We start from the raw sequence: 19,514 nt of genomic DNA on the forward strand, positions 1-19,514 counted from the left end.
TTAAATTTCAATTATTATCTTTGTAAAATAAAACAAATTTATAATTATTTCTTTGTATTTAGATAACATATAATATAATAATCAGCTATTTTTAATCAGAATAGCCTTCTGGTATAATTTCTATATTATCCCAGGCAGCAAAAGCAATATCCTTAAATCTTTTTGTATCTAAAATTGTAGTTGGTAAATTAATTATTTCTGGATCGGCAAGCATACCATCTGCATCATCTGTTTTAATTATTCCATGTTCTAAATCCTCTTTAGTTGAAATAATTTTCCGCTTGTTATAAGGAAAAATTTCCGGCGAAATCATATAAACCACATTCACAACATCCCACATATAAAAACCAGAAAGTCCTATCATTTCTGAAGAATATTCGTACCAACCTTCAATATGGTCTTTCATATAAGCTCTAACCGGTTTGTTTTTTGATCTATTAACTCTCCGCCAAGATTTTTCTCCAAATCTAGCTGCTAGACAAAGATTACCTGACATTACAGCAACCGGAACTTCTGCTTTCAGCACCTTTTCTGCAGCTTCTGGATCACAAGAAAAATTAAGCTCATCGATTATTTCATCACCAATTTCAAGTGGTGAGGTAATTCCACCCATAACAATAATTTCTTTTAAATTTTTAAAAAAGTCATTATCAATTTTCCAGGCTCCATAAAGATTAGAAACCGGGCCAATTGCAATTAAAGTTATCTCATTTTTATTTTCTGCCGCCTGTTCAGCTAAATATCTGGCAGCCTCAGTATCATAATCTCCTGCTTCAGCCGCTCCTTTTAAATGAGGTATCTCTTCTTTTAAATTAAAATCTTCTAAGAACTTTTCTGTAGTAGAGAAAGTATCTTCTAAGCTACTATTACCAAAAACACTAGTTATACCCATTAAATTAATATCTTCTCTACCAAGAAGAAAAAGAAAAGCAAGCCCATCATCTACATCTTTTTCATCCAAACCCATAGTATTATCACAATCTAAAAGTACTTTTTTCATTAATTCCTTATCCCCCTAGCAGTTAAAATAATTGTTGTCCTTTTTGTTATTTTCAACAAAAGATGTATTATTCCTGCTTTTTATAATATTGTATTTCATTTAATATTTTATGATTAATCATGCAAATTATATAATTTTGGTGTATAATAGATTTGACGTAACAAATGAAAAACAAGGAGGTTATTTAATGAAACTAAGAAAGAGTTTAGTTGTATCAACAATTTTGCTTCTTTTACTTTTACTTGCTTCACCATTTTTAGCTGCAGAAGATAGAGGTTATACTCATCCTGAATACTTGATATCTGTTGAAGAGTTAAGTGAAAATATGGATGATGAAAACCTTGTTATTATTGATGTAAGAAACACAGCAAAATATTTTTTAGGACATTTGCCTGGCTCAGTTCAGATGTGGGGCGACGATTTTACTGATCCAGATGGTTGGGTTCCTGGTTTAGCTGCAACACCTGAACAGTTTACAGCTACTGCTCAGGCAAAAGGTATAAATAATGATTCTAAGATTGTTGTTTATGATGATAACAATGGCCTCTGGGCCTCAAGACTCTGGTTTGTTTTCAGATATTATGGTCATGATGATGTAAGACTTCTTGAAGGCGGCTATGATGCCTGGACTGATGCTGGTCATAATATTAGAAGACTGCCAACTTCAGTTGATACTGGTAATTTTACTATCAGTGATGTCAAAAACGACTGGATAGTTGATACAGACACAGTTGCAGAAAATATTGATAATCAGGATTTTGTAGTTTTAGATACCCGTTCTGAGTCAGAATATTTGGGTGAAGACACAAACCCTGGTGCAGATAGAATGGGAAGAGTTCCAGGTTCTGTTCATATAGAATGGACTCAGCATCTAAATGAAGATAATACTTTTAAAACAGCTGCTGAAATAAGAGAACTTTATGAAGAACATGGTATAACCGATGATTTAGATGTTATTGCAAGCCTTTGCCACACAGCTGTTAGAGCGGCTCATTCTTATCTAGCTCTAGAGATGATAGGCTATGAAAATGTTAAAGTATATGATGAATCCTGGGTTGGCTGGGCTAATCGAGAAGACCTACCAATAGAAACAAATTAATTAATACATTTTTAATTTCAAAAACTCCCTACGTCAGTTAAGATTAACTTAAAATTAGTTAATCTCCTGATAGCTAAGGGAGTTTTTTATTTTTTCTGTCCTAAAAAATCTCTCTCATCGAAGTTAGTAAGAGCTTCTTTTAAAGAGATTTCTTCCTTCAAATAACTAAAAACTAATGCAAAATAAACCTTGCTTTTACTAAGAGCTTGATTAAAATATCGTTCAAACTGCTGATATTTTTCTTCAAGCCAAAATTCTTTATCTTTAGCAAGCTGATAACTATAAGAAGCTAGTTCAGCAGGATAGATACAGTTCAATATTTTAAGAAAATGATACTTATACTTATTAGGGTCATAAAACAGACTATGGTATTTCCTTAAGTCAGTATAGGCATCTTCTATAATACCCTGCTTATAAGGTTGATACAACAATTCTGTAAAAACAGCTCTATAAAAACCTTCTATTTCTAATTTAAAATCTGATTTAAGTTGATAATAAGTAGTGGGATCTATTTCTGCTGCATCCTTATCCCAGTATTTCTTAATCATATATAAATCAATTTTCATTTCAATAAACTTATGCTTATCACCTGCTCCTCCATTATCAAGTATAAAAGGATGACTAATACTATCAAGAGTATAATGGCTTATAAAAGCCAAAAAATAAACAAGCAAGGCTCTTTTTTTTAGATTAGAAGATATTTCTCCATTATCATAAAGTTGAATTTCCTTTAAATTTTTTAAGATTATTTCGAATATATCTTTTCCCGATAACCGGTGGATAAGACTACCCAATTTAGATGCTTTTTTAGAAAATTTCCAGGGCCAGAAATCTTTATAAAACAGGATATCTGCTCCCTGACAACCAAGATTAAAAAGTTGATAATTTTCTTCAATTAATTTTTTTAAAACTTTATTTTCACAGTTCTTTTTAATTTTTTCTCCTGCCAAAATATGTGTCCAAAAATCAGGCATCTATATCATCCCCAGATTATATTCCGAAAATATTATTTAAATCTTTGAATTATTTCTAGTAATTTATTTTTAAATCTTTTATCATCTTTTTCAGTTCTTTTTTTATGTGAAGTATGTCTAGCAGTCCTGCGGCGCTCTTTATGCTGTCTATGCCTTTGGGCAAGCAAACGATTAATATTGCTGTTTTTAAATTCTCTACCTGAGAAACTTAAGACAGCAGTTTGTGCCGATAAGGCTAAAGCTGCCAGACCATAATCAGAAGTGATTATTATATCATCTGCTTTAATCTCATTATATAGTTCCATATCAACTGATTGAAAACCCTGATCAACTGTAATAATCTCCCCATATCCCAGCTGATGCTGGTGGTTTAAATCTGTAAAAACAAGTAGTTCTATATTATTTTTTTTAGCTATTTTTGAAGTTATCTCTAGTACAGGACAGCTATCACCATCAACTAAAATACGCATCAGCTTACCCCTTTATAAAAAAGTTTAAATAATTAACTAAAAAGTTCTAAAACCTTATCATAATCGTTCTTCTCTTTGAGCAAATGAGTTAAAATTTCTCTTACAGCACCATTACCACCATCAAATTTAGAAACGAAATCTGCTATTTTTTTAACATCAGCAGCGGCATCAGCAGGACAGGCAGCAAATGCAGCTTCTTTCATAACTGCTAGATCATTTAAATCATCACCAAGATAAGCTAGATTCTCATAAGAAAAATTGTTTTCTTTCATCAGCTCTTTTATTTTAGATTTTTTATCTCTAATCCCCTGATAAAACTCCTCAATTCCAAGTTCTGCAGCTCTTCTTGCTACTACTTGAGATTTTCTGCCAGTCATAATAATAATATTATAGTTTAATGCGAGTGCTGAGACAATTATCAGACCATCTTTTACATCAAAAGCTTTAAATTCGTTTTCACCATTATCCAAATAAACTTTCCCATCTGTAAGTGTACCATCTACATCTAAAAAAATCGTATTGATTTTCTGCAATTTAGAAGCCTCCATTTATTTAAAATTATATTTAGTACCTACCTTAATATTAACACACTGAATAAATAATATGCAATTAGCTTTGACGTAAGGTTAATTATAAAGTTACCCTATTCTCTGATAATACTTAAAATTTATTTCACCTTCCTGTAAAGGAAAAACTCCACCAAATTTGGTGAAGTTAAGGATTTTATTAATATTTATTTTTATTAGTTTTTGTTTAATGCTTCTTTAAGTGTGTGCCAGGAGAGAACAGCACATTTTACTCTTGCTGGCATATTAGAAATATTTTTTAAGGCCATTGCTTCTTTTAATTTCCTCAATTCTTGAGGATCATCTATTTCTTTTTTTATCATTGCTATAAAAGTATCCACTAAATCAAATGCTTCAGCAACCGTTTTCCCCTTAATTAAATCTATCATAATTGATGTAGATGCCTGAGAAATTGCACAACCACTTCCATTAAAAGCAGCATCCTCTATTATCTCACCATCAAATTTTAACTCTAAAGTAATATCATCTCCACAGCTGGGATTATGACCATGTTCACTGATATCAGGTTTATCTAACTCCCTTTTATTACGACTATTTTTATTGTGTTCCATTATTAATTCTGTATAGACTGAATCAAGATCCATAACCAAAAACCTCCCTTGCTTTTTGCAGAGATGCTAAAAATTTATCTATTTCTTCTTTACTATTATAAAAATAGAAGCTAATTCTACCGGTTGAATTTAGATTAAGATGCTTCATCAAGGGCTGAGCACAGTGATGCCCAGATCTAAGAGCTATTCCTTCAGTATCACTAATACTTGCCAGGTCATGAGAATGTATTCCTTTTAAATTAAAAGAAATTATTCCTCCCCTGTCTTTTAAATCATCTGGACCTGCTAATTCAATATAATCTAATTTTTCCATTTTCTGCAGAGCGTATTCGGTCAATTCCTGTTCATGTTTTTCTATTTCATCTAAACCGATTTTTTGCAAATAGTCTATTGCTGCAGCCAATCCAACTGCTCCCTCAGCATTAGGTGTACCTGCTTCAAATTTTTCCGGCAGGGGAGCAAAGGTAGAACTTTGCTCATAAACATATTCTATCATACCTCCACCTGTTAAAAAAGGTGGGATCTTTTCTAATAAATGCTTTTTACCATAAAGAACCCCAATTCCCATTGGACCAAGCATTTTGTGGGCAGAAAAAGCATAAAAATCTGCATCAATAGCCTGGACATCTGTTTTTAAATGAGGAGCTCCTTGAGCACCATCAATAACCACATATGCTCCATGTTTGTGCGCATATTCAGCCATTTCTTTAACTGGATTAATTACCCCGGTAACATTTGACATCTGAGAAATACTAAATATTTTAGTTTTATCGGTAATTTTATCCTCAAGCTCAGAACGAGAGATTCTGTAATCTTCACCCGGATAAAGATATTTCAATTTTAAATTTTTCCTTTTAGCTAGCTGCTGCCAGGGTATAATGTTGCTGTGATGCTCCATTATCGAAATTACTATCTCATCACCTTCATCTAAAAGTTCACCCAGGCTGTAAGCAAGTAAATTAATTGATTCTGTGGTATTTCTTGTAAAGATAATTTCTTCACTAAATTCTGCATTAATAAACTCTTTTACCGTATCTCTGGCATTTTGATAAGCTTCTGTTGCCTTAACACTTAAAATATGGGCACCTCTATGGGGATTAGCATTAATATTTTCATTATAATCATTTATTGCATCTAAAACAGCTTTAGGTTTTTGAGTTGTAGCAGCATTATCAAGATATACCAGATCTTTGCCATTAACTTTTTGCTTTAAAATTGGAAAATCTGATTTATATTTATTCTCTAATTCTAGTTTTGATATCATTAATAACACTTCCTTTGAGTTCATTTAAAGGTATCTTGTCAAAAATAGGGTTAAATGCTGCCTCAATCATCATTCTTTTAGCTTCAGTTTCATTCATTCCTCTGCTCATCAGATAGAATAATCTATTCTGATCAATCTGACCTGCACTTACTGCATGTTCTCCTTCCACATTATCTTCTTCACTGAAAAGAGCTGGAATAGAATCTGAAACCACTGTTTTATCAAGCATTAGTACTTCTTCACTCTCTGCACCTTTAGCCTGACTGGAACCCTTTTGAAAGTATAAATCACCTCGAAATACTTTTTTAGCTCTATCTTTTAAAACACCTTTGGTTTCTATTTCACTGGAACTATGACGCCCCTGGTGATTCATTTTATAAGCAAGATCCATTTTCCTTTCACCATCAGCAAAATAAATCGAACTTATATTTGCTTTACTACCATCTTCAGCAAGGATATTTTCGTTGTTTGTAATTGAAGTTTTTGCCCCCAATTCAATTGGAATCCAGTTTAATTCTCCTTGATTAGAAATGATAGAAAAATTACTATCAAAATTAACACTTTGATCATTAAATCTCTGTACTTTTATTATATTTAAAACTGCATTAGCTTCAACTATTACCCTTGTTAAACCATTGTGAAAAGCCTTGAAATCTTTTTGATCCATTTTATAATCTATCACAATAGTTAACTTAGAGCCTTCTTCTGCAACTATTAAATTATTATCAATTAAAAATGGATTATCTTCTTCTAATAGATAAAATATTTCAAGAGGAACCTTAAACTCTTTACCTGCTGGGGCTTTAATAAATAGACCAGTATTATAAAAGGCGTCTACCATTGAAGTATATTTAGCTCCTAAACCTTTATTACCCTTCTCCACAAGTGGTTCTGTAAATTTATCTAGATAAGCCATTATTTCTCTTTCATTATTCAAATTATCTGTCATCTTTTTTATTATCAGTTCATCTAAAGCATTTTTGCTTTTTATATATTCTTTATTATAAGCCATATATTCTGGATTCTGAAAATCAAACAGACCAATCCTATTAAATGTTTGCTCAGCTAAATTATTGTATTTAATAAAACTGTCTTTTCTTTTCTGGCTCAATAATTTAGACTGTCCAGTTGTTAAATTATCTACTAATTTTTTAGTATACATCTATCATCACCTATCCTATAGTTCCTTCGAGTTCTAAACTAATTAAATTATTCAGTTCTACTGCATATTCTAGAGGAAGTTCTTTGGCAATTGGTTCAACAAATCCGCGAACTATCATAGCTTTAGCCTCTTCCTCATCTATACCTCGACTCATTAGATAATATATTGATTCTTCACTAATCCGGCCTACCTTTGCTTCATGTCCAATATCTATATCATCTGTCTCTAATTTCATAATTGGAAGTGTATCGGATACAGAGTCATTATCCAACATTAAAGACTCACAAGATACTGAAGCCTTAGCATGATGGGCATTTTTAGTAGCTTTTAAAAGCCCTCTGTAATAAGCTTTACCTCCACCTTTGGCAATTGAACGGGTATTAACTGTTGAAGTTGTATGGGGTGCTGCGTGAATAACCTGAGCACCAGTATCAAGATGCTGTCCCTCAGCAGCAAATGTGACTCCTGTAAATTCTGCTCTAGCTCCTTTTCCTTTTAAAATACTCATTGGATAAAGCATAGAAACTTTTGAGCCAAATGAACCTGAAACCCATTCGATAACTCCATTTTTTTCTACTGAAGCACGCTTTGTATTTAAATTATACATATTTCTTGACCAATTTTCTATAGTACTGTAACGTAAACTTGCATTTTCTGCAATAAATAGTTCAACAGCACCAGCATGAAGGTTATTTATAGAATACTGAGGTGCAGAACATCCTTCTATAAAATGGGCCTCAGCTCCTTTTTCCAAAATAATCAATGTGTGTTCAAATTGACCTGCACCAGGAGCATTAAATCTAAAGTATGATTGTAAAGGAACATCAACTTTTACCCCGGCTGGCACATAGACAAAAGACCCTCCTGACCAAACTGCTCCATGAAGGGCAGAAAACTTATGGTCATTAGGTGTTATTAGCTTCATAAAATGTTCTTTAACTACATCTTCATATTCTTTAATTGCATTTTCCATATCCATATATATAACACCCTGTTCTACCAGTTCTTTTTTCAAATTATGGTAGACAACTTCAGAATCATACTGTGCTCCCACTCCTGCAAGCGATTTTTTTTCTGCCTCAGGAATACCTAATGAGTCAAAGGTGTTTTTTATTTCTTCTGGAACTTCATCCCAGTCACTCTGGAGATCAGCATCAGGGCGAATATATGCTATTATCTCCTCAAGATTTAAATCTGAAAGATCTGCTCCCCAATCCGGAATTTCTTTTTCCAGATAAATTTCTAATGATTTAAGACGGAAATCAGTCATCCACTGAGGTTCATCTTTTTCTCGAGAAATATCTTTAATAATTTCTGGTGTTAACCCTTTTTCTGATTTATATCTATATTTATTTTCATTTTTTTTATCATAAAGACTGCGATCTATATCTTTTACTTGAGTCTTTTCACTCATTTCAAAAACCTCCTATAAAACAAGTCTTGCTTGTGATTTTTAATACTTTTAATAGTTAAATTCTAATTAACAATTAGTGGCTGACTTATAATCTTCAACTTTTTCTGGTTTATAAGCAGCATAACCTTCTTTTTCAATCTCTCTGGCTAGATCCATATCTCCAGTTTTTACAATTTTACCATCAACAAGTACATGTACATAATCAGGCTGAAGATAATCTAAGATCTGATTGTGGTGAGTGATTATAATCATTGCATTATCATCTGAGGCGAGTTTTTTGATACCTTCAGCAACAGTTCTTGTTGCATCTACATCAAGACCTGAATCTGTTTCATCTAAAATTGCTAGTTTTGGTTCTAAAACTGCCATCTGTAATATTTCGTTTTTCTTTTTTTCACCACCAGAAAAGCCTTTGTTTAAATATCTATCTGCATATGATTGATCTATATCTAATAATTTCATCTTATCTTCTAATAAAAATTTGAAGTCAAAAATGCTCTGGTTTTCTCCACTTACAGCAGTTTTCGCTGTGCGAAGGAAATTCTCAACAGTCACTCCTGGTATTTCTTGAGGATATTGGAATGATAAAAAGATACCTTTTTTTGCTCTTTTATCAACAGCAAGATCAATTATATTTTCACCTTCAAATTCTACTTTCCCTTCTATTATCTCATGTTCTGGATGTCCCATGAGAACATTAGCTAAAGTAGATTTACCTGAACCATTAGGTCCCATAATAACATGAATTTCTCCAGTTTCAACTTCAAGATTAATGCCTTGAAGTATTTCTTCGCTTTCAACTTTTGATTTCAAATTACAAACTTTTAATAGTTTTTTATTCATCTATGACATCTCCTTATTTTCAAAATATTTATCTACAGTTATTTAATCAAAATTGTCATATTTATATCCTACAACATTACTCAACTTTAGTCAAGCCCTATAAGAAAAAAGTAATCTAGACAACAAAAAAAGCCGGGATTCCCGGCTCTTTATTAAAATATTTACTTTTTCTTTAATATTCTTTCTTGATAAATCAATCTCAAAACCGCATATAGGGGAACAGAAATCAAAGCTCCAATTAATCCGAATAAATATACACCTGTTAATACCACAAATAATACTACAAGAGGATGGATATCCATTGATTTCCCCTGAATAAGTGGTCTGATTAAATTACCTTCTAAATACTGGGCAATTATAAAGATTATAATCACCAGTAAAGCGGTTATAATGCTTTCTGTAAGAGCAATAAATAAGGCCGGCAAAATTCCAATAGCAGGTCCGATTATTGGAATTAAAGAAGTTATTAACACAATCAAAGCCAAAACTAAAGGACTTGCTAATCTAATTATTAAAAAACCAATCAACATTACAAAAGCAGTAAAAAGAGAGACCAATAATTGGGAAGTAATAAAATCCGAAAGTAATTTATCGATATCTTGAGCTAATACTTCTATCTGTTTTCTTTTAGACCCTGGAATCATCTCTATTGTTTTTTGATAAATTTCTTTATCATCTTTGAGTAAATAAAATAGCACAAAAGGAATTAATAATATTATTAATCCTATATTTGTTAAAGAACTAAAAATCCCCATATAATTATAAGTAGAAAGCCTCATTATTATAGAATCAGTATAAGAAATTAGCCTTTCTCTAAGATTAAAATCATCTATAAGTCCTCTTTCTATATTTATGAAATCTCTTATATTTTCAAAAATTTCTACAATAGAAGAATAAATAAGTTCATAGCTACCGCCTAATTCTCTACTCTGTTCATAAATAATATTTCCGCCCAAATATATAATTAAAGTTATTATGGAAGCTGCTGCTAAAAATGAAATGATAACAGCAATTGTCCTTATTTTTATTTTTTTTTCTAAAATAATGACAAGGGGACGCAATAAATAATACAGAAAAATACTAAACAAGAGTGGGAGCAGAACAAAGCTCAACACAGTAGTTAATGGCCCCATAAAATAAGGGATCCTTCCCCCCAAAAATATAATGAGCAAAATGATAATTATTGTATGACCGATCTTAAGCCATTTTTCTTTAAACATAATTATCTCTCCCTAAACTACCTATAATTAAAATATTAAAGCTATCTTTACTATAATATTTCTGCAGAAATAATAAAAACCCTGCTTTAGAAGCCAGGGCATAATTTAAGTTGTATTTAGCTAAAAAACTTAAGTTTTATTTATATTTTTAATTTATTTAAACTTAACCCAAAATTGCAATTAAAGCACCAGCAGCAATAGCCGAACCAATTACTCCAGCAAAATTAGGCCCCATAGCATGCATTAAAAGGTGATTAGAAGGGTTTTCTTCCTGTCCTACCTTCTGAACCACTCTAGCAGCCATTGGTACTGCAGATACACCTGCTGCTCCAATTAAGGGATTAACCTTACCACCGGTTACTCTATGCATAATCTTGCCAAATATAACGCCTGTAGCTGTACCAAAACCAAAAGCAACTAAACCAAGAACTATAATCCCAATTGTTTGGGCATTTAAAAAAGCTTCTGCACTTGCAGTCGCTCCAACTGTCAGACCTAAAAACAGGGTTACTATGTTCATTAAAGCATTCTGAGTTGTTTTTAACAAACGATCAACAACTCCTACCTCTCTCATTAAGTTTCCAAACATTAAACTTCCCAACAGAGGTAAAGCTGTAGGTACCAGCAGTCCTCCAAGCAGGGTTACTGCAATTGGAAAAATTATTTTTTCTTTTTTATTTACATGTCTTAACTGCTCCATTTTAACTTTTCTTTCTTCATGAGTAGTAAAAAGTCTCATAATCGGAGGCTGAATAATAGGGACCAGGGCCATATATGAATAAGCCGCAACAGCAATAGGACCCATTAAATGAGGTGCCAGACGACTGGCAGCAAATATTGCTGTAGGACCATCTGCCCCCCCTATAATCCCAACAGCTCCTGCTTCTGCAGGAGAAAAGCCAAGCGCCAACGCTCCAAAAATAGTCGCAAAAATCCCAAACTGAGCTGCAGCTCCTAAAAGAGCTGTTTTAGGTTGGGCTATCATCGGACCAAAATCTGTCCAAGCTCCAACACCCATAAAAATAAGAGGTGGGTAAATACCTAATTTTATACCATAATATAAATAATAAAGCAGCCCACCAATTTGACCATTTTGAGGTTCAGCCATTAAATCACCAAGTGGTAGATTCACAAGTAGCATCCCAAAACTTATTGGCACCAATAATAATGGCTCATATTTTTTTACAACTGCTAAATATAGCAGGACAAGCGATATCAAAATCATGAATAATTGTCCAAATTCCAGATTAACATACCCTGTTGACTGGACAAATAGCGAGATATTATCTAACATTATTTTGCCTCCTACTCAAGTACCAGCAGTAAATCTTCTGCATCTACACTGTCTCCAGCTCTAACATGGATTTCTTTTACAAGGCCAGCTTTAGGTGAAGTGATCTCATTTTCCATTTTCATAGCTTCTAAAACCATTAAAAGATCACCTTTCTTTACACTATCACCTTTAGTTACATCTACTTCAAGTATACTACCAGGCATAGGTGCAATAATATCACCATTAGAAGATATCCTATCTAAAGGAAGCTCATCTTTAGATTGTTTTGACTTTTTACTTTGACTCTTAATCGAGCCAGTACTCTTTGAAACAGTTTTACTTTTAGTAGAAGCAGACTGAACAGTGTTTTGGGAAGCAGAACTTTCGATAGCTCCACTTTCATCTGCAATTTCTTCTATGTTAACAATAAATTCTTCTCCATCTACCTCAACTCTAAATTTTTTCATTATCTATTTCAGCTCCTATCTTTTCCAGTTTTGATTTCTTTTTTTAATAGATATTATCCTATAACTTTTCTTATCTGAGAGCATTTGATATACTGCTGCGGTAATTGCAGCTGCTTTTTTTCTGCGCAATCCATCCAATTCAGGCTCGTTATTTTCCCTTTGCTCTTTTAATGGAACCTTTTTTCGCATTTCTTTGGGCCCAAGTATTTTTCCACTAAAATATAGAAAAACTGAGAGTAAATAAAGGGAAAGAAAAACTGTTCCCAGACCTATTATCAAAAGTTCAAGACCGAACGCAAAGTTTTCCATACTTTCACCTACTTTTTTCTTTTCTTATCTCAATTTTATCTTATAAAGGAATGTTTCCATGTTTTTTATCAGTACTATCTTCATGTTTATTAATCATCATTTCAAGTCCATTAATAAGTTTTGCTCTACTCTCTTCCATTTCGATAACATCATTGATCATACCTCTTTTAGCAGAAATATATGGATTAGCAAAATTATTACGGTACTCATCAATCTTTTGCTGTCTTAAGTCTTCAGGATCATCTGCAGCAGCTATTTCTCTCCTATATATTACATTAGCTGCTCCACCAGGTCCCATTACAGCGATTTCTGCAATTGGCCAGGCATAAACAAGGTCAGCTCTAACTGAACGACTTCCCATGGCAATATAGGCTCCACCATATGCCTTTCTCATTATTAAAGTTATTTTCGGCACTGTTGCCTCAGAATAAGCATAAAGAACTTTAGCTCCATGTCTGATAACTCCACCATATTCCTGTTCAGTACCCGGCATATAGCCAGGAACATCAACCAATGATACAATAGGAATATTAAAACTGTCTAAAAAACGAATAAATCTTGCTATTTTAGTAGAAGTATCAATATCAAGGCAGCCAGCAAGATGTTTGGGCTGATTGGCTACTATACCTACACTTCGTCCATTTAGTCTAGCAAATCCTATAACTGCATTTTCAGCGAAATAAGGTTGAACTTCTAAAAAGCTTCCTTTGTCAACTAAAATATCAATTACATCTCTAACATCATATGACTTTTTTGCATCTTCTTTAACAATCTCTTTTAGTTCTTCAGTGCTGCGGGCCGGATCATCATCTGTAGCAAAAACTTCTGCTTCCTCTTTGTAATTATCAGGTATGTAAGATAATAATAATCTAATTTTATCTAAAGCTGCTTCTTCATTATCTTCCATAAAATGAGCTACACCACTCAGCTTATTGTGGGTTTCTGCACCACCAAGATCTTCAGCTGTAACTTCTTCACCGGTTACAGATTTGATTACTCCAGGACCGGTGATAAACATTTTACTTGTTTTATCAACCATAAAAATAAAATCTGTGATAGCAGGTGAATATACAGCACCTCCGGCACAGGGACCTAAAATCGCCGAAATCTGTGGCACAACTCCAGAAGCCTTTGTATTACGATAAAAAATCTCTCCATAACCATTTAAGGCATCTATTCCCTCGTTAATTCTTGCGCCTCCTGAATCATTAAGCCCTATAATAGGAGCTCCATTTTTAAGGGCAAGGTCCATTACTGCCTGTATTTTTTGCGAATGAGCCTCACCAACTGATCCACCCATTACTGTAAAATCCTGGGCATAAACATATACAAGACGATTATCTATTGTTCCATAACCAACTACTACACCCTCACCAGGAACATCTTTTTCATCCATTCCCAGAGAGGTACTACGATTTTCCATAAACATATTTAATTCGTTAAAAGAACCATCATCAAGCAAATAATCCAGTCTTTCTCTGGCCGTTTTTTTGCCTTTAGCATGCTGCTTTTCAATTCTTTCTTTTCCTCCACCAAGCCTTATCTTTTCTTTTTTATTTTCTAGTGAATTTTCTTTGTCTTCTACTGTCATTCTTTTTCCTCCTTAACAAGTGGTATATAAACTAAAAGTCAATACTTCACCACTGAATATAGGGTGAACAAAAAAGTTTAATAAAATTTATTACTTGACACATAATTAAAGCATAAGTTTAATTTCAATTAATAGACACCATTAAGGATAGCAAAAAACTGACTATAAGTCAACTTACAATTAATTTTTTAATATAATTTGTTGTTTTTTTGATAATAATTATTTAAAAAGTCTTAATCAACAATTCTTTTTGCCCCACTATAAATGTTCATTCTCTGGCCCCGACAAAACCCAATTAAAGTTAGGTTGCTGTCTAACGCCAAATCTAAAGCAGCCTCAGTTGGAGCAGAACGCGAAACCAAAAAAGGAATTTTCTGTCTAATAATTTTTATAATCATCTCTGAAGAAATTCTACCACTAGTTAAAAATATTTTATCTTCTAAGTTAAGCTCATTAAGCAATGATTCTCCAATGATTTTATCAACGGTATTGTGGCGGCCAATATCTTCAGCGGAATAGATTATTTTTTCTGAAGATGCTAGAGCAGATATGTGAGTTCCTCCGGTTTTATAAAAATAAGTAGATTTTTCTTCAAATTTTTTCATTAAATTTAAAATATTTTCAGCAGAAATAATTTGAGTACTCTCTGTCTTCGGTAAAAGCTCATAACCTTCGATATTTATAAAGCTAGAACCGCAACTTGAACCTAAAACAACCTTTCTTTGCCTGAATTTTTCAATATTAAAATCTACTTCAAGTTTTAAATGAACTTCTTTTTCTTTATTTTTATATTCAATTTCTTTAATTTGTGATGCCTTCTGAATTATTCCTTCTGCTGCTAAATATCCGGTAATCAGTTCTTTGCTTTTTTCTTTTAATCTCATTAATGTTAAAATCTCATAGTTTTCAATGAATATCGTTAATGGGATTTCGCGAATCAACAAATCTTTTTTTTCTATAAATTTTTTATTTTTATATTCTTTAATTTTTCTACTTTTAAAAATATCTTTTTCTGTATCATTAAAATTATTAGATTTAAAATCGCTCATAATAATTATCTCCTTTTAAAATTTGATTATTAAATCTTTAGAATTCTTATGTTTATTTAGTTCTCTAACAATAATTATTAACCTTTATTTATTTTATGAAAATAGCTTAAATCTAATTCTTTTCCCTGTTGTACAGACATCCATCGCAAAAAATCTCAATCCACTTTTACGATTAAATTAATTAATTAGCTTTCCATAATAATTAATAGCACAAAAAGTGTAATGACTCGCCATAGAAAAAGCAGCTCCCTAATGGAAACTGCTCTAGTCTTTCTGCTTTTTAAATTTTCGTTTTTTCACATCTTTCTCAAATCATACCGTCAGTTGATAACAGCCGTAAAATCTGATAAAACTTTAAAACTTACTCGTTGTCCTTTTTCTACCTGTAATTCAGGGTGAACATGAACTAAAATCTGTCGTTTTTTATTTTTCTTATCTGTATCCGCTGAAATTAAAACATCAATATTTGTACCCTTATAAGAACTGTTTTCAACAACTCCTGTAATATTTCCATTTTGGTCAAGCTCAAAACTATCAGGCCTAATCGAAACTGCTACCTTATCTCCCGCTTTTTTGCCATGAGTATGGTTACAGGGGACTATACCAATCTCAGTAATAATTCTATTATTACTTTCTGCTATAACTCCTTCTAAAATATTTGATTGTCCAACAAAAGAAGCAACAAAATTACTTTCAGGATACTGATAAATTTCTCTGGGAGTACCCTGCTGCTCTATTTCTCCGCCATTCATTACAATAATCTTATCAGATATAGTTAAAGCTTCTACCTGATCATGAGTAACAAAAATAGCTGTTGCTTTACTTTTTTTAATAATAGCAGTTACCTCTTTTCGCATTTTATCTCTTAAATTAACATCAAGATTACTAAATGGCTCATCAAGCAGTACAAGAAGAGGGTCTAACACTAAAGATCTAGCTAAAGCTACCCGCTGCTGTTGACCTCCAGAAAGTTCAGCAGGATATTGTTTTTCCATTCCTGAAAGGCCAACAAGCTCTATGGTTGAAAGGATTTTATTTTTCTTTTTAGATTTTTCTTTAGATCTAAACCCAAAAGCCACATTCTGATAAACTGTTAAATGAGGGAAAAGAGCATAATCTTGAAAAACCATTCCAATACCTCTTTTATCAGGACTTAAATAGTGATTTTCACCTACGACTGTCTTTCCCCTAAGAGTAATTACTCCCTTATCAGGTCTTTCTAGACCTGCAATCAATCGCAATAAAGTAGTTTTTCCACAACCACTTGGCCCTAAAAGAGAAAATATTTCTCCTTCTTTAACTCCAAAACTAACATTTTTTACAGCTTCAATACAGCCATTATAAGTTTTGGAAATATTTTTTAATTTAATTATCATTTTATAATAACACCCCGGAATAAATACTTAAATTTTAAAACTCAATTGAGAAAAAATAGTCCAATAATTACTTAGCAAAAAGTTGACTATTCATTCTGCTTAAATAAAATCCACATTGAAAAAGAAGAAATAATTAAAAGCAATAAAGCTGGTCCAGCAGCTCTAGCATAAAAAGCTTCAGAAGTTGCATTCCAGATTTCAGTTGTCAGAGTTCTAAAACCAATTGGACTTAATAATAATGTTGCAGGTAGTTCCTTCATAGCTGTTAAAAAAACTAAAGCAACTGCACTTAAAATTCCTGGTTTAATAAGTGGTAAAGTAATTTTAACCAAAACTCTAAACTTAGAACTCCCCAGGGTTGAAGCTGCATCTTCAATGTTCGGTCCCAGTTGTAGCAATGAATTTCTCAGTGGGCCCATTGCCTGAGGCAAAAATAAAATAACATAGGCAAAAATTAATAAAGGTAAAGTCTGATAAATTCCAATTGCATAATTTGCAGCAAAAAAGACTAAGGCTAAGGCAACTACTATCCCTGGCAGGGCGAAAGCTACATAGGTCATTTTTTCTAATAAATTAGTAACCTTACTTTTATAACGGGTTATTAATATTGCCAGTGGAACTGTTACAATAACGCCTACAATAGCTGCTAGTCCAGAAACATAAAATGAATTTAGGGCAGCCTGCCAGCGTAATATAAAGGCTTCTCCATGAATTAAGCCTCTAATTAACCAGTATAAAATAACTCCTGTTGGTAAAACTAAAGAAAAAAACACAACTACTGATAGGAAAATTAGAGCTGGTATTTTAGCTTTACCTAATTTTATTTTTTTAGCTACACATCTGCTCCCACTTCCAACTTTATAATATCTTGCTTTAGTTCTGCTCCACATTTCGAAACTTAAAATTATCACAGTTAATAGAACCAATAATAAAGCAAGAGCTGAAGCATAGTGACGATTAAATGAAGACTGATACTGAACATAAATAGCCCTTGTAAATGAGTTGAACTGTAAAAGAGAAACAGCAGCAAAATCACTTAAAGTATAAAGAGCCACCATTAATCCCCCAGCCATTATAGCCGGTCTTAACTGAGGTAGCACAACTTTCCAGAATATTTTCCAGGGACTTTTGCCCATTGTCTGGGCTGCTTCTTCTAAAGCGGAGTCCATTCCCTGCAAAGCTCCTCTTACAGATAATAGTACATAAGGATAGCTCAACAAAGTCAGTAAAAGCCATGCTCCTCTAAAACCATAAATTTCTGGTACATAAAAAATATTTAATCCATTTCTTAAAAAATTATGAACAATTCCTCCATACCCAAAAGCAGCTACAAAAGCAAAACCACCAACAAGTGAAGGAATTACAAGGGGCAGCATAGTCAATACAGTCCAGATTCTGGCACCAGGTAAATCTGTTCTTACAGTTAGATAAGCTATTGGAACAGCAATTACTATACTGCTTAAAGTTACAGAAGCTGCCAGTTTGACAGTATTCAAAAGCACTGAAAAAGTTCTTTCTCTTAATAATAGATTAAGAAAATTTTCTGTACCCCAGGCTCTTATAAAGAGATAAATCAAAGGTAAAGACATAGCAGTTGTTAATAAAAAAACCGGAATTAATATAAACAAAGAGGCCTGGAAAGGCCATATTTCATGGCCCTTCCAGTATATTTTTTGGATTAAATTCTTGAAATTATTTTTTTCTACATCAGTATTCATTATAAAACTCCTACATCAAATAGTAAATCTAAAGTTCCTTCTAAGTCTTCTAAATTACTTAAATCAATATCAGGTGCATTAATCTCTTCTAAAGGAACAATTAAAGGATCATCAATACTTAAGTCCTCAATAACAGGATATTCACTATTTGCTTTAATAAAGTATTCCTGAACATCCTCTCTTAAAATAAATTCGAGAAAGCTATTAATAGCTTCATTATCTCTTGCAACATCTAATACACCAATACCGGCGATATTGATCATTGCTCCAGCATCATTTTCTGTATATAAATGTCTAACCGGAAAATCTTCTCCCTGTTCTGCAATAAAACGGAATAAATAATAGTGATTTGCAAACCCAATATGAACTTCTCCTCTACCTACAGCATCAACTGTGGTAGTATTATTTCTATATTCTCGAGGTTGATTGGCAACAATCCCCCGCAGCCATTCTTCAGCTCTTTCTTCTCCTTCTAATACTCTTAAAGCAGTTACAAAAGCCTGAAAAGAACCATTAGTTGGTGCCCAGCCAATTCTACCTTGCCATTCTTCATCTAAAAAACCCCAGATAGTATCTGGAAGTTCAGCTTCATCTACATAATCAGTATTATAAGCTACAACTCTTGCTCTTCCAGAAGTACCTAGCCAGAGGCCTTCCTGAGATCGGAGTCGAGAATCAACTTTATTTAAATATTCTTCAGGCAATTCAACCAGTCTGTCATTATCAGCCAGCGCACCTAAGGCACCCGCATCCTGAGCAAAGAAAATATCAGCAGGACTGTTCTGGCCTTCTTCTAAAATAGTTGCAGCAAGTTCTGCTGTTCCACCATAATTAACATTTATCTCAATTCCTGTTTCTTCTGTAAACATTTCGAAAACAGGACCGATTAAATTTTCTGATCTGCCAGAATAAATAGTAATTTCTGCTGCTTCAGCCCCTAAAGCTGTAAAAGTAAGACTAGAAAATAGAATGGCTATTGTTAAGACAGTTAATATTTTTTTTGAAAGGTTCATAATCTACCTCCATAATTTTATTTAATGTAATTTTTGATAATAGTAGTAATCATATCTGTTTAGTCAAGTTTAGTTTGTAAATTAAACACAGCCTTTTAGCTGTGTTTTCTACATTAGAAATTTTAACTATTTAC

At 32.8% G+C, this 19,514-nt stretch carries 19 protein-coding genes; 1 reads left to right on the forward strand and 18 read right to left on the reverse strand.

Annotated features, from left to right (window positions below):
* Window positions 1–91: 91 nt before the first annotated feature.
* A complete protein-coding gene (locus tag HALSA_RS10555) occupies window positions 92–1,000 on the reverse strand; it encodes a nucleoside hydrolase (RefSeq protein ID WP_013406541.1) in 909 nt (302 codons plus the stop codon).
* A gap of 187 nt (window positions 1,001–1,187) precedes the next feature.
* Between HALSA_RS10555 and HALSA_RS10560 the strand changes: the two genes are divergently transcribed.
* Entirely contained in the window at window positions 1,188–2,099 is a 912-nt protein-coding gene (locus HALSA_RS10560; RefSeq protein ID WP_013406542.1) for a sulfurtransferase, read from the forward strand.
* A gap of 86 nt (window positions 2,100–2,185) precedes the next feature.
* On the opposite strand, the gene HALSA_RS12500 is transcribed toward HALSA_RS10560, so the two are convergent.
* From HALSA_RS12500 to HALSA_RS10645, 17 genes are all read right to left on the reverse strand, one after another.
* The gene (locus HALSA_RS12500; RefSeq protein ID WP_013406543.1) at window positions 2,186–3,073 is read right to left on the reverse strand and encodes a zinc dependent phospholipase C family protein; all 888 of its coding nucleotides are present in this window, start codon (window positions 3,071–3,073) and stop codon (window positions 2,186–2,188) included.
* Between the two features lie 32 nt (window positions 3,074–3,105).
* The gene (locus HALSA_RS10570; RefSeq protein WP_013406544.1) at window positions 3,106–3,543 is read right to left on the reverse strand and encodes a YaiI/YqxD family protein; all 438 of its coding nucleotides are present in this window, start codon (window positions 3,541–3,543) and stop codon (window positions 3,106–3,108) included.
* A 32-nt stretch (window positions 3,544–3,575) separates the two neighbouring features.
* Window positions 3,576–4,076, reverse strand: coding sequence for a KdsC family phosphatase (locus HALSA_RS10575; protein WP_013406545.1), 501 nt, complete (start codon window positions 4,074–4,076; stop codon window positions 3,576–3,578).
* A gap of 209 nt (window positions 4,077–4,285) precedes the next feature.
* Window positions 4,286–4,714, reverse strand: coding sequence for a Fe-S cluster assembly sulfur transfer protein SufU (sufU, locus tag HALSA_RS10580; protein ID WP_013406546.1), 429 nt, complete (start codon window positions 4,712–4,714; stop codon window positions 4,286–4,288).
* Window positions 4,704–5,945, reverse strand: a complete 1,242-nt coding sequence (locus tag HALSA_RS10585) for a cysteine desulfurase (protein WP_013406547.1) — start codon at window positions 5,943–5,945, stop codon at window positions 4,704–4,706. Before HALSA_RS10585 ends, sufU begins: the two co-directional genes overlap by 11 nt.
* A complete protein-coding gene (gene sufD / locus HALSA_RS10590; protein WP_013406548.1) occupies window positions 5,917–7,107 on the reverse strand; it encodes a Fe-S cluster assembly protein SufD in 1,191 nt (396 codons plus the stop codon). Before sufD ends, HALSA_RS10585 begins: the two co-directional genes overlap by 29 nt.
* Before the next feature lie 10 nt (window positions 7,108–7,117).
* Window positions 7,118–8,521 (reverse strand): Fe-S cluster assembly protein SufB, encoded by a 1,404-nt coding sequence (gene sufB / locus HALSA_RS10595; RefSeq protein ID WP_013406549.1) that lies wholly within the window; start codon window positions 8,519–8,521, stop codon window positions 7,118–7,120.
* A gap of 66 nt (window positions 8,522–8,587) precedes the next feature.
* Window positions 8,588–9,364, reverse strand: a complete 777-nt coding sequence (sufC, locus tag HALSA_RS10600; protein ID WP_013406550.1) for a Fe-S cluster assembly ATPase SufC — start codon at window positions 9,362–9,364, stop codon at window positions 8,588–8,590.
* 161 nt (window positions 9,365–9,525) lie between these two features.
* Window positions 9,526–10,584, reverse strand: a complete 1,059-nt coding sequence (locus tag HALSA_RS10605) for an AI-2E family transporter (RefSeq protein ID WP_013406551.1) — start codon at window positions 10,582–10,584, stop codon at window positions 9,526–9,528.
* A 163-nt stretch (window positions 10,585–10,747) separates the two neighbouring features.
* Entirely contained in the window at window positions 10,748–11,878 is a 1,131-nt protein-coding gene (locus tag HALSA_RS10610; protein WP_013406552.1) for a sodium ion-translocating decarboxylase subunit beta, read from the reverse strand.
* An 11-nt stretch (window positions 11,879–11,889) separates the two neighbouring features.
* On the reverse strand, window positions 11,890–12,324 hold the full coding sequence (locus tag HALSA_RS10615; protein ID WP_013406553.1) for a biotin/lipoyl-containing protein: 435 nt from the start codon (window positions 12,322–12,324) through the stop codon (window positions 11,890–11,892).
* 15 nt (window positions 12,325–12,339) lie between these two features.
* Window positions 12,340–12,633: an OadG family protein gene (locus HALSA_RS10620; protein WP_013406554.1), complete on the reverse strand. Its 294-nt coding sequence runs from the start codon at window positions 12,631–12,633 to the stop codon at window positions 12,340–12,342.
* 40 nt (window positions 12,634–12,673) lie between these two features.
* Window positions 12,674–14,224 (reverse strand): acyl-CoA carboxylase subunit beta, encoded by a 1,551-nt coding sequence (locus HALSA_RS10625; RefSeq protein ID WP_013406555.1) that lies wholly within the window; start codon window positions 14,222–14,224, stop codon window positions 12,674–12,676.
* 233 nt (window positions 14,225–14,457) lie between these two features.
* Complete coding sequence (fdhD, locus tag HALSA_RS10630; protein ID WP_013406556.1) at window positions 14,458–15,273, reverse strand: formate dehydrogenase accessory sulfurtransferase FdhD; 816 nt, start codon at window positions 15,271–15,273, stop codon at window positions 14,458–14,460.
* Window positions 15,274–15,593: 320 nt separating this feature from the next.
* A complete protein-coding gene (locus HALSA_RS10635) occupies window positions 15,594–16,649 on the reverse strand; it encodes an ABC transporter ATP-binding protein (RefSeq protein ID WP_013406557.1) in 1,056 nt (351 codons plus the stop codon).
* Window positions 16,650–16,735: 86 nt separating this feature from the next.
* Window positions 16,736–18,367, reverse strand: a complete 1,632-nt coding sequence (locus HALSA_RS10640; protein WP_013406558.1) for an ABC transporter permease — start codon at window positions 18,365–18,367, stop codon at window positions 16,736–16,738.
* Window positions 18,367–19,380, reverse strand: a complete 1,014-nt coding sequence (locus HALSA_RS10645) for an iron ABC transporter substrate-binding protein (protein WP_013406559.1) — start codon at window positions 19,378–19,380, stop codon at window positions 18,367–18,369. The genes HALSA_RS10640 and HALSA_RS10645 overlap by 1 nt, the downstream gene beginning before the upstream one ends.
* Window positions 19,381–19,514 lie beyond the last annotated feature (134 nt).

The organism is Halanaerobium hydrogeniformans, from assembly GCF_000166415.1.
Taxonomy (GTDB): Bacteria; Bacillota; Halanaerobiia; order Halanaerobiales; family Halanaerobiaceae; genus Halanaerobium; species Halanaerobium hydrogeniformans.